Origin of the sequence: Pseudothermotoga elfii DSM 9442 = NBRC 107921, assembly GCF_000504085.1 — a bacterium.
Lineage (GTDB): Bacteria > Thermotogota > Thermotogae > Thermotogales > DSM-5069 > Pseudothermotoga_B > Pseudothermotoga_B elfii.
The window spans coordinates 649,451-664,033 of sequence record NC_022792.1 but is presented as its reverse complement, the minus strand read 5'-3'; the positions used below and the strand labels follow the sequence as shown (position 1 = coordinate 664,033).

The 14,583-nt window shown below is 39.9% G+C and carries 14 protein-coding genes; all 14 read left to right on the top strand.

Annotated features, from left to right (window positions below):
• The first annotated feature begins 48 nt into the window (after positions 1–48).
• The 14 genes from TEL01S_RS03250 (at position 49) to TEL01S_RS03185 (ending at position 14,573) form a co-directional block, all read left to right on the top strand.
• Complete coding sequence (locus TEL01S_RS03250) at positions 49–486, top strand: OsmC family protein (protein WP_012002702.1); 438 nt, start codon at positions 49–51, stop codon at positions 484–486.
• 102 nt (positions 487–588) lie between these two features.
• Positions 589–1,800, top strand: a complete 1,212-nt coding sequence (locus TEL01S_RS03245) for a uracil-xanthine permease family protein (protein ID WP_012002701.1) — start codon at positions 589–591, stop codon at positions 1,798–1,800.
• 95 nt (positions 1,801–1,895) lie between these two features.
• Positions 1,896–2,462 carry an IMP cyclohydrolase gene (locus TEL01S_RS03240; protein WP_012002700.1) on the top strand — a complete coding sequence of 189 codons (567 nt, stop codon included), beginning with the start codon at positions 1,896–1,898 and terminating at the stop codon, positions 2,460–2,462.
• A gap of 66 nt (positions 2,463–2,528) precedes the next feature.
• Complete coding sequence (locus tag TEL01S_RS03235; protein WP_070104247.1) at positions 2,529–3,125, top strand: ComF family protein; 597 nt, start codon at positions 2,529–2,531, stop codon at positions 3,123–3,125.
• Positions 3,126–3,139: 14 nt separating this feature from the next.
• Positions 3,140–5,113, top strand: a complete 1,974-nt coding sequence (locus TEL01S_RS03230) for a methyl-accepting chemotaxis protein (protein WP_028843356.1) — start codon at positions 3,140–3,142, stop codon at positions 5,111–5,113.
• Between the two features lie 15 nt (positions 5,114–5,128).
• On the top strand, positions 5,129–6,166 hold the full coding sequence (locus TEL01S_RS03225; protein ID WP_012002697.1) for an ABC transporter permease: 1,038 nt from the start codon (positions 5,129–5,131) through the stop codon (positions 6,164–6,166).
• A 12-nt stretch (positions 6,167–6,178) separates the two neighbouring features.
• Positions 6,179–7,057 carry an ABC transporter permease gene (locus tag TEL01S_RS03220; RefSeq protein WP_012002696.1) on the top strand — a complete coding sequence of 293 codons (879 nt, stop codon included), beginning with the start codon at positions 6,179–6,181 and terminating at the stop codon, positions 7,055–7,057.
• Positions 7,058–7,068: 11 nt separating this feature from the next.
• The gene (locus TEL01S_RS03215; RefSeq protein ID WP_012002695.1) at positions 7,069–8,076 is read left to right on the top strand and encodes an ABC transporter ATP-binding protein; all 1,008 of its coding nucleotides are present in this window, start codon (positions 7,069–7,071) and stop codon (positions 8,074–8,076) included.
• The gene (locus TEL01S_RS03210) at positions 8,073–9,248 is read left to right on the top strand and encodes an ABC transporter ATP-binding protein (RefSeq protein WP_028843357.1); all 1,176 of its coding nucleotides are present in this window, start codon (positions 8,073–8,075) and stop codon (positions 9,246–9,248) included. Before TEL01S_RS03215 ends, TEL01S_RS03210 begins: the two co-directional genes overlap by 4 nt.
• Positions 9,238–9,825, top strand: coding sequence for a hypothetical protein (locus TEL01S_RS03205; RefSeq protein WP_028843358.1), 588 nt, complete (start codon positions 9,238–9,240; stop codon positions 9,823–9,825). Before TEL01S_RS03210 ends, TEL01S_RS03205 begins: the two co-directional genes overlap by 11 nt.
• A 2-nt stretch (positions 9,826–9,827) precedes the next feature.
• Complete coding sequence (locus TEL01S_RS03200; RefSeq protein ID WP_028843359.1) at positions 9,828–10,811, top strand: ABC transporter ATP-binding protein; 984 nt, start codon at positions 9,828–9,830, stop codon at positions 10,809–10,811.
• Complete coding sequence (locus TEL01S_RS03195) at positions 10,804–11,784, top strand: ABC transporter ATP-binding protein (RefSeq protein WP_012002691.1); 981 nt, start codon at positions 10,804–10,806, stop codon at positions 11,782–11,784. Before TEL01S_RS03200 ends, TEL01S_RS03195 begins: the two co-directional genes overlap by 8 nt.
• A gap of 13 nt (positions 11,785–11,797) precedes the next feature.
• Positions 11,798–13,558, top strand: a complete 1,761-nt coding sequence (locus tag TEL01S_RS03190) for an ABC transporter substrate-binding protein (protein ID WP_028843360.1) — start codon at positions 11,798–11,800, stop codon at positions 13,556–13,558.
• Positions 13,559–13,607: 49 nt separating this feature from the next.
• Positions 13,608–14,573, top strand: a complete 966-nt coding sequence (locus TEL01S_RS03185) for an ABC transporter permease (protein WP_012002689.1) — start codon at positions 13,608–13,610, stop codon at positions 14,571–14,573.
• The last annotated feature ends 10 nt before the right edge of the window (positions 14,574–14,583 follow it).

Genomic DNA, 14,583 nt, shown 5'->3' with positions numbered 1-14,583 from the left:
TATAATCGGAATAACGTAATGATATTCTAAATACTGGAGGTGAAATGTATGGATATAAAGTTTTCAATTTCTGCAAAATCTGAGAGTGCCACAAGGGTAGCTGTGAAAGCGAGAAATTTCACAATGTATGTTGATGAGCCGCCACAACTTGGTGGAGATGACAGAGGAGCAAATCCTGTCGAGTATGTTCTTGCAGCACTGGCAGGTTGTTTAAACGTCGTCGGAAACCTTGTCGCTAAGGAAATGGATGTTAAACTGCAGGATCTATTAATAGAGATTGAGGGCACGTTGAATCCTGCCAAATTTCAAGGAAAATCATCTGAAGAGAGGGCAGGCTATAAACAAATAAATGTCAAAATGAAAGTAAAAACAGATGCTTCCCCTGAAATACTGGAAAAATGGTTGAAAACTGTGGAAGAGAGATGCCCTGTATCTGATAATCTCTCAAATCCAACCCCATTAAAGATAACCTTCGAAAAGTTCTGATAACCCCCTCACGGGGGTTTTTTTGTAATTGACACAACATACGTTCAGTGATAAACTGTCTAAGGGTTCCTTTAATTTGCTCCTGTGAGGGCAGAAAGGAGGATGTTTGTGGATCAGATCACGCTCACCGAGCAGAAAGTTGGTGGTCTAAAGTTTCTTGTGCTTTCCTTTCAACATTTTCTGGCAATGTTTGGTGCGACAGTTCTTGTACCGCTGCTTACAGGTCTTGATCCTCTTGTTGCATTATTTACTGCAGGCACCGGGACCATCGTTTTTCACCTGATAACTAAAGGGGTAGTTCCAGTATTTCTCGGTTCCAGTTTTGCTTTCATAGCTCCCATTCTCATGGTGAAGGAAAAATTCAATGACCTGTCTTTCGCAACTGGAGGAATTTTTGTTGCAGGGCTTGCCTATCTTTTATTTGCGCTGATTGTCTGGCTAATCGGGGTTGACAAAGTGAAAAAACTTTTTCCACCGATAGTCACAGGTCCTATGATAGTGGTAATAGGTCTTTCATTAAGCCCAACCGCAATAGAAATGGCAAGTTCAAATTGGTTGATAGCAATTGTCGTCTTATTCACAGTAATAATTGTCTCTGTTTTTCTAAAGGGATTCTGGAACCTGATTCCTGTTCTAACAGGTGTGGCAGTTGGGTATGGAATCTCACTCATAACAGGAGAGGTAGATACAGCCTCTATAGTCAGAGTATCCTGGTTTAGTATTCCAAAATTTATTTTTCCACGCTTTAACTGGACGGCTATTTCAATAATTGCTCCTGTGTCTATCGCAACCTTTATGGAACACATAGGCGACATTACAACGAACGGAGCGGTTGTTGGAAGAAATTTCTTTGAATATCCTGGGCTTCACAGAACATTAATTGGAGATGGGCTCGCTACTGCTATTGCAGCGATATTTGGTGGTCCGGCTAACACAACTTACAGCGAAAACACAGGGGTTCTTGCACTGACTCGAGTTTATGACCCAAGAGTATTAAGAGGAGCAGCAATATTCGCAATTATAATAGCATTTGTATCTAAATTCGGTGCCATTCTCAGATCTATTCCAACTGCTGTAATAGGTGGTATAAGTCTTGTTCTTTTTGGCATGATAGCCTCAGTTGGTATCAGAACACTTGTAAATGCCAGAGTCGATTTTTCAAAACCAAAAAACCTTTTAGTAGCCTCACTGATACTTACGATAGGAATAGGAGGAGCATCTTTAAAGATCGGATTGATTGAACTGAAAGGTATTAGCCTTGCTGCTATTATTGGAATAATTGCAAATTTGATAATGCCTGATAAACAGAATTAAACAAAAATATTATTTGAAAAGGCGGCTTTCAAGCCGCCTTTTTTTGATAAAATTTAATATCGAAAGGATGTGATTTTACGAATATAAAAAGAGCTTTGATAAGCGTCTGGGACAAAACAGATATTGCTAAATTTGCAAAAAAACTCACTGACATGGGAATAAGAATCACCGCGACATTTGGAACATGGAAATATTTGAAAGAACAGGGAATTAATGTGGCTAATATTGACCAAATTACAGGGTTTTCAGAGCTTTTAAATGGTAGAGTGAAGACCATCCATCCGAAAATTTTTGCCGGAGTTCTTGCTCAACTATCAAACAAAGAGCATTTAGAACAACTCTATAAACTGGGTGCCGAGCCGATAGATATGGTTGTGATTAATTTCAGACCAATCGAAAAGTCATCTGATGAAAAAACCCTGTTTGATAGCATTGATATAGGTGGTGTGGCCCTTTTAAGAGCCGCTGCCAAAAATTACAGAGATGTTGTTCCTGTATGCGACCCAGAAGATTATGACGAAATTCTCAAATCAATAGATACATGTGGAGATGTTGTTTTACAACACAGGAGAAAATTATGTGCAAAAGCATTTCTTGTGTGTTCAAAGTATGATGCAAAACTTTTTGAGATTCTTAGAGAGCTTTTCGCTGTAGATTTATGATAAAATTCTTGATGTGTTCACAAAAACTAAAAAATCGAGGTTGTACTAACCTTGAATTTCTTAGAAATGGTCTTTCCAAATAAATGTTTGTTATGCGGAAAAAATATCAAGATCACAGAACTACTGTGCCAATCTTGCCTCTCAGAGCTTTTCCGAGGTCCTGTGCCATTACGAGAAAAAAATGAATTTTTCGATGTATATTTCTATGGTAGATATGAATCCATGCTCAAAAAATTGATCCTCGTTTACAAAAACGGACACCACTGGAGATTGTACAAACTAATCTCACAACTGTTACTTAAAACTATTACACGCTACCAGCATGATGCCGATTTTGTTACATGGGTTCCCTCGAGTTTCTCTTCTCTTGAAAGTCGTGGTTTTGATACAATGGGGTTGATTGCTAAATCAATTGGAAAATCATTAAATATCAAAGTCGTAAAAATTCTTGATTCCTATGCAAAATCAACTAAAAAAGGTATGTCCGTTTCTGAAAGACTTGCTCTGGCTAAGGAATCTTTCACATACATCAGAAAAATGTACGGAAGGTTTATACTAATTGATGATGTATACACCACTGGTTCAACAGTCAAAGAGTGCGTCAATTTACTCAGAAAATCTGGTGTTCAGAAAGTCTATGTGTATTGTGTCGCAAGGGCGTAGAGGAGGTGCAATTTGTGTCAGTTCGTACAAAAATTATTCTTATTACCGTGGTTTTCGTGGTGATTTCTGTAACAGTGGTTACCGTATTAAACATTTTCACCACAAAAGATCGATTGATGAGTTTTGCGCTCAGTGCAATTGAGCAAAAGGTAGATAGGGAAGCTTTGGTTTTGGATCACTGGTTTATGCAAAGAGAGTCTGAACTTGCAAATGCAGCTTCAACTTTTGAAAGCTATTTGATGCTCTTTGAAAAATCCATGGTGAGCATGGCCCTTAAATCACACGCGGATACATTTAATAAACTCGGATTTTCGGATTACATACTTGCTAACACATCTGGCAAAGCGTTCACATATAAGGATGAAGAAGAGACTGATGTATCAAGTTACAGATTTTTTCAAGCAGTAGTTTCAGAAAACAAAGATTTCTTTGTGCAGGATAATTTTGATTGGAAAGGTGTTAGATCAGTTGCCCTGGCCTCAAGGGTGATATCTTACGATGGGAGCACTGCTGGCGTATTAGTGTCGATAATACCTCAAGAACAATTCTGGTCGATGATAGAATCATGTACCTATGGAGAAACAGGATATAGTTATCTCGTCAACAATGCGGGAATGGTGATTGCCCACCCTGCAAAGGAGTACATTGGAAAAACCTTGAGCCAGATAAGCGATTCTTTGTCTATTATCGAAAAAATTGCTATGACAGGCGATTCTACAAGTACAGAATATGTTTTTAATGGAGATAGAAGGGTAGCAGCTTTTTCACCAATAAAATCTGCTGGATGGGGTTTATTTCTGACTCTGCCACACAGGGAAATAAGCTCAGTTTTCACTGAAACGCTCTGGATAACCCTGACTGTAGCAGCATTAGTTATAGGAATAAGTGTGGTTGTCGGAATTATTTTTGGACGCAGAATCACAAAACCTCTTACGTTGCTGACATCGAACGCTCAACGCGTTGCCCAGGGAGATCTGAGCGCATCACAGACCTTTGAAAGCAAAGATGAAATAGGCGAGCTTTCCAGAGCTTTCACGGCTGTAAGTGATAGCCTGAAAGAAAGCATTGTGAAAATCAAAAATCTCGGTTTCCAGATGGAACAATTTTCCAAAGACTTAAAACTCAGCATTGAGAATACTATCAGATTATCTGAAGAAGCAAAATCGTCTGCAATAACAGTTAACGGAAATGTCGAAGATATATCCTCTTCGATTGAAGAAGTCAACTCTGGCATGGAAGAAGTAGCATCCGGCGCCGAGAACACCGCCAAGCATGCTTCAACACTTGCTGAAAATTCCGAAAGGGTTCGATCAACCACAATCAAAACGGAGGAATCTATGAGACAACTTGCAAAAGCTATGGAAAAAGCAGCTGCAGAAGGCCAGATGTCTATGAGAGTTGTTCAAGAACTTGTCGATCTATCAAATCGAATAGGAGAAATTACAGATGTCATTTACAATATAGCTGAACAAACCAATCTCTTAGCGCTCAATGCGGCAATAGAGGCAGCCAGAGCAGGGGAAGCAGGCAAGGGATTTGCGGTAGTTGCTGACGAAATAAGAAAACTTGCTGAAGAAAGCAGAAAAGCTACACAGGAAGTAGCTGATACCCTGAAGAAAATAAAATCTCAAACAGAACTTGTAGCTAAGGGTGGTCAGGAAGTTGTGAATCAGCTACAAAATTCAATGATTACGTTGAAAGAAAGCGTCGATCAAATGGAAAGCATGGTTAAAAGTGTCGAAAGTTTCGTTTCAATGACAAACGATTTAGCAGCGACCAGCGAGGAGCAAAGCGGCGCTGTGGAAGAAATAAGCAGCGCGATTGATCGAATTTCAAAGAATACAGAAGAAGTTGTAAAAATTATGGATAAAATGGCCGATGCAATTTCAAGTCAGGCAGAACAGACACAAGGTCTAACAGGAAAAATTGATGAAATGGTTCAAACAGTTGAAGAATTGAGAAATCTTTCTGATCGCTTCAAAGTTTGATGGAGGTGAGAGATTTTGACAGCTTACATCATAAGAAGACTTTTGCTTTTGCCGTTGATATTATTTGGAATATCGCTGATAGTATTCGGGATGGTTCAAAGTCTTGGTTCTGACAGACTTCTGGCAGCATACGTAAATCCCGGACTGCTTGACAAATTAACGCCCAACCAGTTAGAGAAAATAAAAGAAAAATACGGTCTTACTGATCCGGTCGTTATGAGATATCTAAAATGGCTTAAAAATACCCTCTCTGGTGATCTCGGATGGTCGGTTGTTGGCAAAGAACCTGTAAAAGATGCTATATTGAACAGGTTGCCATGGACTGTCGAACTTGCGCTATATTCGATTATACCTGTTGTGTTTGTTGGTGTGTGGCTTGGAATAATAGCCGCTGTGAATAGGGACAAATTCGTGGATCATTTTGTCCGAATTTTTGCAGTTATTGGCTGGAGTTTTCCAGATTTCGTGTTCGGCTTGGTTGTTCTGATGGTTTTTTACAGTGTTCTTGGATGGTTTCCTCCAGGAAATCTGAGTTTCTGGGCAGAGGCTGTGGTGAAATCGCCAGAATTCAACAGGTATACGTCTTTAATAACCATTGACGCTTTATTAAATGGAAGATTCGATGTTTTTGTCGATGCATTACGCCATTTAATTGCTCCGATAATGACCCTTTCCTGGCTCTGGTGGGCCTATCTTTTAAGAATAACACGTTCAAGTATGCTCGAAGTCCTTACGAAAGAATACATAAGAACAGCCCGAGCAAAAGGGCTGGCAGAAAACGTGGTTATACACAAACACGCAAGAAAAAACGCGATGATACCCGTTGTAACAGTTGGAGGGGCTATGGTCATACAGCTTTTTGCAGGAACTGTGATCGTAGAAATGGTCTTTAACAGAACCGGTATGGGAAGTTTTACAGCAACTGCGGCTACCCAGCTTGATTATGCATCTATCATGGCTTCAACCCTTTTTTATTCCCTGATACTTGTTGTGGGTAATCTTATAATTGATATACTTTATGCTGCTATAGATCCAAGAATACGCTTTAGTTGAGGAGGTTTTGATGTGAGAACAGAGACCAGAAGAATCATAAAAAAGTTATTGAGAAATCCATCAGCTGTTCTTGGTTTTTCGCTACTTATTTTTTTTGCAATAGTAGCGATATTTGCTCCGCTGATATGCCCTCCTCAATCGTATGATCCGTACATGATACCGATAGTAACCTGGGACAAAACTCCACAACCACCTGCTGAAGGGCACCCATTTGGGGTAATAGATGGTAGGGACATATTCTACGGAGTTGTATGGGGTACAAGAACAGCTTTTAAAGTAGGACTGATTGTAACGCTTGTATCAACACTTATTGGACTGATAATAGGTTCAATTGCGGGGTATTTTGGAGGATGGCTTGATGAAATTTTGATGAGAATCACAGATATCTTTCTCTCTATCCCATATATACTGGCAGCTATAGTTGTCACTGCTTTTCTTGGAATGGGACTGGACAAAGTTATGATATCTTTAACAGTCTTTGGTTGGATGGCGACCGCAAGGTTAATAAGAGGAAACATACTTCAGGTAAGAGAAGAACAATATGTGTTAGCAGCACGTGCTCTTGGTGTGAACGATTATCTGGTAATCCTTCGTCATGTACTTCCGAATACTATATTTCCCGTTGTAATACAAGCTACAATGAGAATAGGATCTCTGGTGATCACCGCGGCAGCACTCAGTTTCCTCGGCCTCGGTGCACCTGTGGGATACGCTGACTGGGGAGCTCTTTTGAATTTTGCAAGAAACTGGCTTCTCGGTGCCTCGGGGGAAGCTTTCAAATACTGGTACGCGATAGTATACCCCGGAACAGCTATGGTGCTTTTTGTACTTGCATGGAATCTCGTTGGTGATGCTTTGCGAGACGTCTTTGACCCGAGACTCAGAGGATGAGGAGTGATACTGTGAACGAACCGATACTAACTGTGAAAAACTTGAAGACGTATTTCTATACCGAAGACGGTGTAGTAAAAGCTGTTGATGGTGTCGATTTCGAAGTTTATCAAGGAGAGACTCTCGGCATAGTTGGAGAATCAGGTTGTGGAAAAAGTGTTACATCCCTCTCTGTACTTAGAATCTTAGATGAAAAGGGGAAAATAGTTGATGGCTCAATAATTTTCAACGGGATTGATTTAACAAAAATACCAGAGGAACAGATGAGAAAAATAAGAGGCAAAGACATTGCAATGATTTTTCAAGAACCAATGGTTGCACTAAATCCCGTTTTTACGGTAGGAGAGCAGATAGTTGAGGCTATAGTACTTCACCAGAAAGTAGATGAAACAACCGCAAAAAAAATGGCTGTTGATCTATTGAGAAAAGTCGGCATACCTGAGCCGGAAAAGAGAGTTGATGAATATCCCCACGAGCTCTCAGGAGGGATGAGACAAAGGGCAATGATTGCAATGGCATTATCATGCAGGCCAAAGATTTTGATAGCAGATGAACCAACTACAGCCCTTGATGTCACTATCCAGGCTCAAATAATGGATCTGATGAAACAGCTGCAAAAAGAGTACGGTATGGCAATCGTTTTGATTACCCACGATATGGGAGTAATCGCTGAAAATGCAAATAGAGTAGCAGTTATGTACGCCGGAAAAGTCGTTGAATATGCAGAAGTTAAAACATTATTTGGTGATCCAAAACACCCATATACCTGGGGATTGCTGCACGCTATTCCAAGGCTTGATATAGAACAGACTCGTCTGTACAACATACCTGGTGTTGTACCAAACCCGTTGAAATTCCCATCAGGGTGCAAATTCAATCCAAGATGTGAATTTAAAGAAGAAAAATGTACAAAAGAAGAACCGGAACTTGTTGAAGTTGCCAAAGGGCATCTTGTGAGATGTTTTTTCTGGCATAAAGTTGAAGAAGCAAAGAAAAAAGAGGTTGGTGAGGTAGGATGAAACCAATAATAAAAATTGAGCATCTTGTAAAATATTTTCCAATTAGAGCAGGGGTTTTCAAACGTGTTGTAGCTCATGTTAAAGCCGTTGACGACGTTTCATTTGATGTATATGAGGGAGAGACCCTCGGGCTCGTTGGAGAATCTGGATGTGGAAAAACCACAATTGGAATGACTCTGCTTCGACTTTACGAACCGACTTCCGGAAGAATCGTTGTGGAAAATGAAGACACTACATATCTTTTTCTTCCAACACACAGGGCAAAAAAATATTTGAAGAAAAATTACATTCAAAGATTCCGAAGATTGGCTGAGGAGAAAGGTTCATCGAAATCTGTCATTGAGTCACTGAGTGGCGTGGACAGACACTATGCTGAACTTTATTTTGATCATTCAAAAGAATCTGATTCAAAATTTATCTCATTACTTCTGTCAAATGTAGACGAAAAACGAAAAAAATTCAGAAGGGATTTGCAAATTGTTTTTCAAGATCCTTACAGCTCTCTAAATCCTCGCATGAGAGTGAAAACCATCGTCGGTGAAGGGCCTGTAACGCATAAACTTGTCCACGGCGAAAAACAGGTCATCGAGAAAGTGAAATCTGCGTTGGAAGATGTCGGAATAAGTGGCGAGTATATCTATAGATTCCCGCATGAATTTTCAGGGGGGCAGAGACAGAGAATAGGTATCGCCCGCGCATTAGCCCTGTCTCCAAAACTTATAATAGCCGACGAAGCAGTTGCGGCTTTAGATGTATCAATTCGCTCGCAAGTAATCAATTTGATGAAAGACCTCCAGAAAGAGCACAAACTTACCTATCTGTTCATCTCGCATGATCTATCAGTGATAAAATACATTTGCGACAGAGTCATAGTAATGTATCTTGGAAAGATTGTTGAATCTGCTCCAAAAAAGACATTATTTGATAATCCTCTCCACCCGTATACGCGGGCTTTGATGAGCGCTATACCTATACCAAATCCAAATGTGAAAAAGGAGCGCATAATCCTCAAGGGAGACGTACCAAGTCCGATAAATCCACCTTCAGGTTGTCGTTTTCATACAAGATGCTTCATGGCAGTAGATAAATGCTCTGCAGTGGAACCGGAACTCAGAGAGATCGAACCAAATCACTATGTGGCATGTCATATAGTGAGATCAGATGAGAAGTAAGTTAAGCTGGATAGCTGTTTTGACGATAGTTGCTTTATTGCTTGTTTTTTATAGAATCACAAATCCGGGAAAACTTACTGTACAGTTCAAATGTTCTGAACGACTTCGTGAGTCAGTGAGATTGTCTCTTGAGAAGCTTGATGTTCCATACATGGAGAAAGATTCCGGGCAAATAGATATGATCGTATTTGACGACAAAATAATTTATTCGGACCAGATATATAGACTTACATGGAACAGTGAACTTGCAAAACAGGTTGAAGACATGGTATTATCCTTTATCATTGAAAGAGAAAATGTATCGATCAAGACGAAGTCTTTCCCTTTTGTACAAATGATAGAGATCACTTTTGCTAACAAGAAATCTACATTTGTTGTAGAACCAGAGGGTTATTTTGATTTCAACAATATTGTATACATAGTTATAAAGAGTATTCTTGGAAAAGGTGAAAATGTTTTCGAAAACGGCTATCTTTTGATACCATTATCTGTAAAAGAAATTGATGGTGATATTTCTTTTTCATTTGATGCGAAAAATTCAGAAGCAGTTTTGTCAACAGAATCGGGAGGGAAATGAAGTTGGACAAAGTCTTATCTGTTAGAAATCTTTCGACATATTTCTATATGGACGAAGGCGTTGTCGCAGCTGTCGATGATGTGAGTTTTGATCTGTCACCCAAAGAAGTTTTAGGAATTGTGGGCGAAACAGGTTCTGGAAAGAGTGTCACGGTAAAATCTATTATGAGGCTTATCAAACCACCAGGAAAGATAGTTAGAGGAGAAATAATCTACAAAAATCAGGATATTCTTAAGCTTGATGAAAAAGAAATGTATAAGATTCGAGGAAAAGAAATAAGTATGGTCTTTCAAGACCCCATGACTTCTTTAAATCCACTCTATACAGTCGGGGATCAATTAATAGAAACAATTGTGCAGCATCAGAAGGTATCAAAACAGGAAGCCTATAAGAGGGCCGTTGAAATGCTCGGACTGGTTCAGATTCCAGAACCAGAGAAAAGAATGAAATCATATCCATTCGAATTCAGTGGTGGAATGAGGCAAAGAGTCGTAATTGCTATTGCTCTGAGTTGCAATCCATCTGTTCTTATAGCAGATGAACCAACCACTGCTCTTGATGTTACTATCCAGGCTCAGATTCTGGATTTGATGAAAAATTTGCAGCAAACACTTAATACTGCTACAATTTTTATCACACATGACTTAGGAGTTATTGCATCCATGGCCCACAGAATTATTGTTATGTATGGAGGCAAACAAATGGAAATAGGAAATTCGGATGATATATTCTACAACCCTGCTCACCCTTATACACATATGTTGTTAAGAAGTATTCCACGTGTTGACAAAAGAATAGATCGACTTGAGCCAATACCCGGGCAACCACCAAGGATGATAGATATTCCAAAAGTATGTCCTTTCCTTCCAAGGTGCCCGAGAAACATTGATAAATGTAATGAAAAAATACCAGAAATGGTAGAGATATCACCTGATCACTTTGTGCGCTGTTTCAATCCATTTGGAGGTGGCAAAGAAGGTGCCTGAAATTCTTTTGAATGTGCAGGGGCTAAAGAAATATTTTCCCATAAAGCAAGGGTTTCTGGTAAAAAAAGTCGTGGCTCAGATAAAAGCAGTTGATGACGTAAGTTTTGAAATAGTGAAAGGAACTACTTTTGCTCTGGTTGGAGAATCTGGATGTGGAAAGACGACAGCCGCGAGGACTATTTTGAGATTAACAGATCCAACTTCCGGGGAAATTACCTTCGATGGAAAAGACATTTCAAAACTCCGTTATAAAGACCTTCTTCCATTCAGAAGGAGAATGCAGATAGTTTTTCAAGATCCAATGGGTTCACTAAACCCAAGAATGACTGTTGGACAGATCGTTACAGAACCCATGTTGTTTCATGGGGTTGTTAAAACAAAGCAGGAAGCTTATGAAAAAGCCAAGGAATTGATGGAGATGGTTGGATTAAAAACTTTTCATCTCGATAGATATCCACATCAATTCAGCGGTGGACAAAGGCAGAGGATTGCCGTTGCGAGAGCTATTTCTATAGAACCGGAGTTTCTTGTACTTGACGAACCAACCTCTTCTCTTGATGTTTCTGTACAGGCTCAAATAATAAACCTATTCCTCGAATTTCAGGAAAAGTTCGGTTTTACCTATTTGTTCATATCACACAACTTGGGACTCGTAAGATTTATAAGCGACACAGTTGGTATAATGTATCTTGGTAGGATAGTTGAGCTGGGTGACACCGATGAGATTTTTGATGAACCACTTCATCCTTACAGTAAAGCTTTGCTTTCTGCTACACCAATACCAGATCCAAAAGTGGAAAAAGCAAGGCAGAGGATTATCCTGAAAGGAGGAGTGCCAAGTCCTATTTCAAGACCAAGTGGATGTTTCTTCAATCCAAGATGTCCGTATAAATTGGAAATTTGTGAGAAAGAGTATCCAGAATTCAAAAAAATATCTCAAAATCGCTGGGTGGCATGCCACCTGGTGAAATAGGGGGTGTTTTAGGATGAAAAAGTTTCTTGTGGTAGTATTTGCTGTGTTAATCTTCGTATCGGTTTTTGCAGCCGAAAAATACGTGTACTTTGACGAAAACACACCGTACTTAGGTGCTAACGCGACAGGAAAATACGGTGGTACACTCATCATCCCATCGCTTGGAAGTGGTCCAAAAACGATGAATGCGGTCGTTGCACAGGAAACAAGTTCCACAGATGTCATTGACAGATTCATGGAGACATTGATCCAGCTTGATAATTATGCAAGAATGCACCCTGCTCTGGCAAAAAAGTGCGAGTTAGAGGTCACAGACGATGAAAAAATGATCATCACACTCTGGTTAAGAGAAGGAGTAAGATGGTCTGATGGCACACCTTTTACAGCAGATGATTTTGTTTTCAGCATGAATGAAATTTATTGCAACCCTGATATACCAAATGACATGGCTGATCTTCTTGAAGACTCACAGGGAAGATTGCCTGTCGCGGAAAAAGTCGATGATTATACTGTTAGAATAGTCTATCAAGAACCATACAGACTTGCTGTTAGATATGCCGCCGGTATTCAGATATTTCCAAAACATATAGCCGAGCCGTGGGTAAAAGAAGGAAAATTCAAAGAAATGTGGACAGTAGAATCAATCAATAAGAGAGAACTTGTGGGACTCGGACCATATATACCAGTCGAATATGTACCAGATCAATACGTAAGATTAGAAAGAAATCCTTATTATTTCAAAAAAGATGCAAATGGTCAACAGCTTCCTTATCTGGATGGGCTTGTGTTCAAAATTATACCTGACCTGAACGCTATCAGACTTGCTTTTGAAAACGGAGAAGTTGATGTTTACGGAGTCACCGCGCAATTCTATCCGGATATTAAAAACAAGGCAAAAGAAAAGGGCTGGATAGTTGGAACAGGTGGGCCAACATTTGGTACAACTTTCCTGACACTTAACTTCAATTGTCCGGATCCTGTCAAAAGAAAATGGTTCAGAAATGAATTTTTCAGAAAAGCAATAGCCTACTCTATGGATAAAGATGCAATGATAGATACACTGATGGCTGGACTTGGTACGGCACAATGGGGACCCATAAGCGCAGCTGCAGCGGCTTACTACAACGATGATGCTCTGAGAAAATACCCGTATGATCTTGACTATGCGCGCATGATGCTCCAGATGGGCGGCTTCAGCTGGGATAAAGATGGTAATCTTATAGACGAAGATGGCAACAAGGTTGAGTTTATACTCATGACAAATGCTGGGAACACCACCCGAGAGGGTGTATGTAATATACTCAGAGACGAACTTTCTAAACTTGGAATAAAAGTCACTTTCTCTCCGATAGATTTCAATACACTGGTTCAGAAACTGGTTTCAACAGGTGATTGGGAGGCAATCGTTATTGGTCTCACCGGCTCAGATGAGCCTCAGGGTGGAGCAAATGTCTGGAAGTTGGATGGCGCTTTGCACTTCTGGAACTACAGCCCGGAGGTCAAAGATTTTGTGAGCCCAGACATCTATGAAGTGCCCGAATGGGAAGCAGAGATAGACAGAATATTCACAGAGAATGTTAGAATTCTTGATCAACAAAAAGTTTACGAAATGTTCTCAAGATACCAAGAACTTGTTTCTGAGCATCTTCCACTTATTTACACAATCCAGCAGCTGTACCTGTATGCATATACAGATAAACTTCACAACGCAGAGCCGACTGCCTTTGGTGGTATTTGGGCCTGGAACGAAGAATGGATCTGGAAAGAACAATAAAAAATCTGGTGGGGCTAAGGCCCCACCATGTCTAACGAGGTGATATAGTTTGCTCAAATACATAGGTAGAAGACTTGTAATATCAATTCCAGAGCTTCTTGTAATTACTATGATGATATTTTTGATCATGTACGCTGCACCAGGAGATTTTCTTGACCAGTACAGACTCGATCCATCTGTTTCGCAAAAGCAACTTGAAGCGATGGAAGAAGAATTTGGTTTAAATAAACCACCCGTAATCCAGTACCTCGTATGGTTGAAAAATTTGCTTAAAGGAAATTTAGGTTATTCTTTTTCCTACCGTAGACCCGTTTCAGATCTTATCTGGGAACGTGTTGCTGCAACGCTTATTCTCTCTTTGATTTCGCTCGCAAGTTCCTGGATTTTTGGCATCGCACTCGGTGTCTTTTCTGCCCTGAAAAAATACTCATTTGCAGATAAACTGCTGACTTTCCTGGCTTTTGCCTTTGTTGCCATACCAGAATTTTTCTTAGGACTCGTAATGCTGTATTTTGCTGCAAAATCAGGATGGTTTCCTATTTCAGGTATGAAATCTGTGTATTATTCTTCTCTGAGTACATGGGAAAGGTTCAAAGACATATTATGGCATTTAATCCTGCCGGCGACTGCTTTGAGTTTAGGCTCATTCGCTGGTTTGATGAGATATATGAGAGGTTCATTACTTGATGTATTGAATGAAGATTACGTTACATTTGCTCGGGCTAAAGGTATGCCTGAGCGAGTAGTAATATTTAAACATGCGATGAGAAATGCAATAAACCCGATGATAACATTTCTTGGTTTCAGTATTTCTGGATTACTTGGAGGTGCTTTGTTTATCGAGAATGTTTTTGGTTGGCCAGGAATGGGAAGACTTATATACCAAGCATTGATTCAACAAGATATGTATATAGTTATGGCAAGTGGTCTGATCAGTGCCATTCTTTTGGTTATCGGCAATCTTGTTGCGGATATTTTGCTTGCACTGGTTGACCCGCGCGTTAGATTGAGTTGATAAAGGAGGA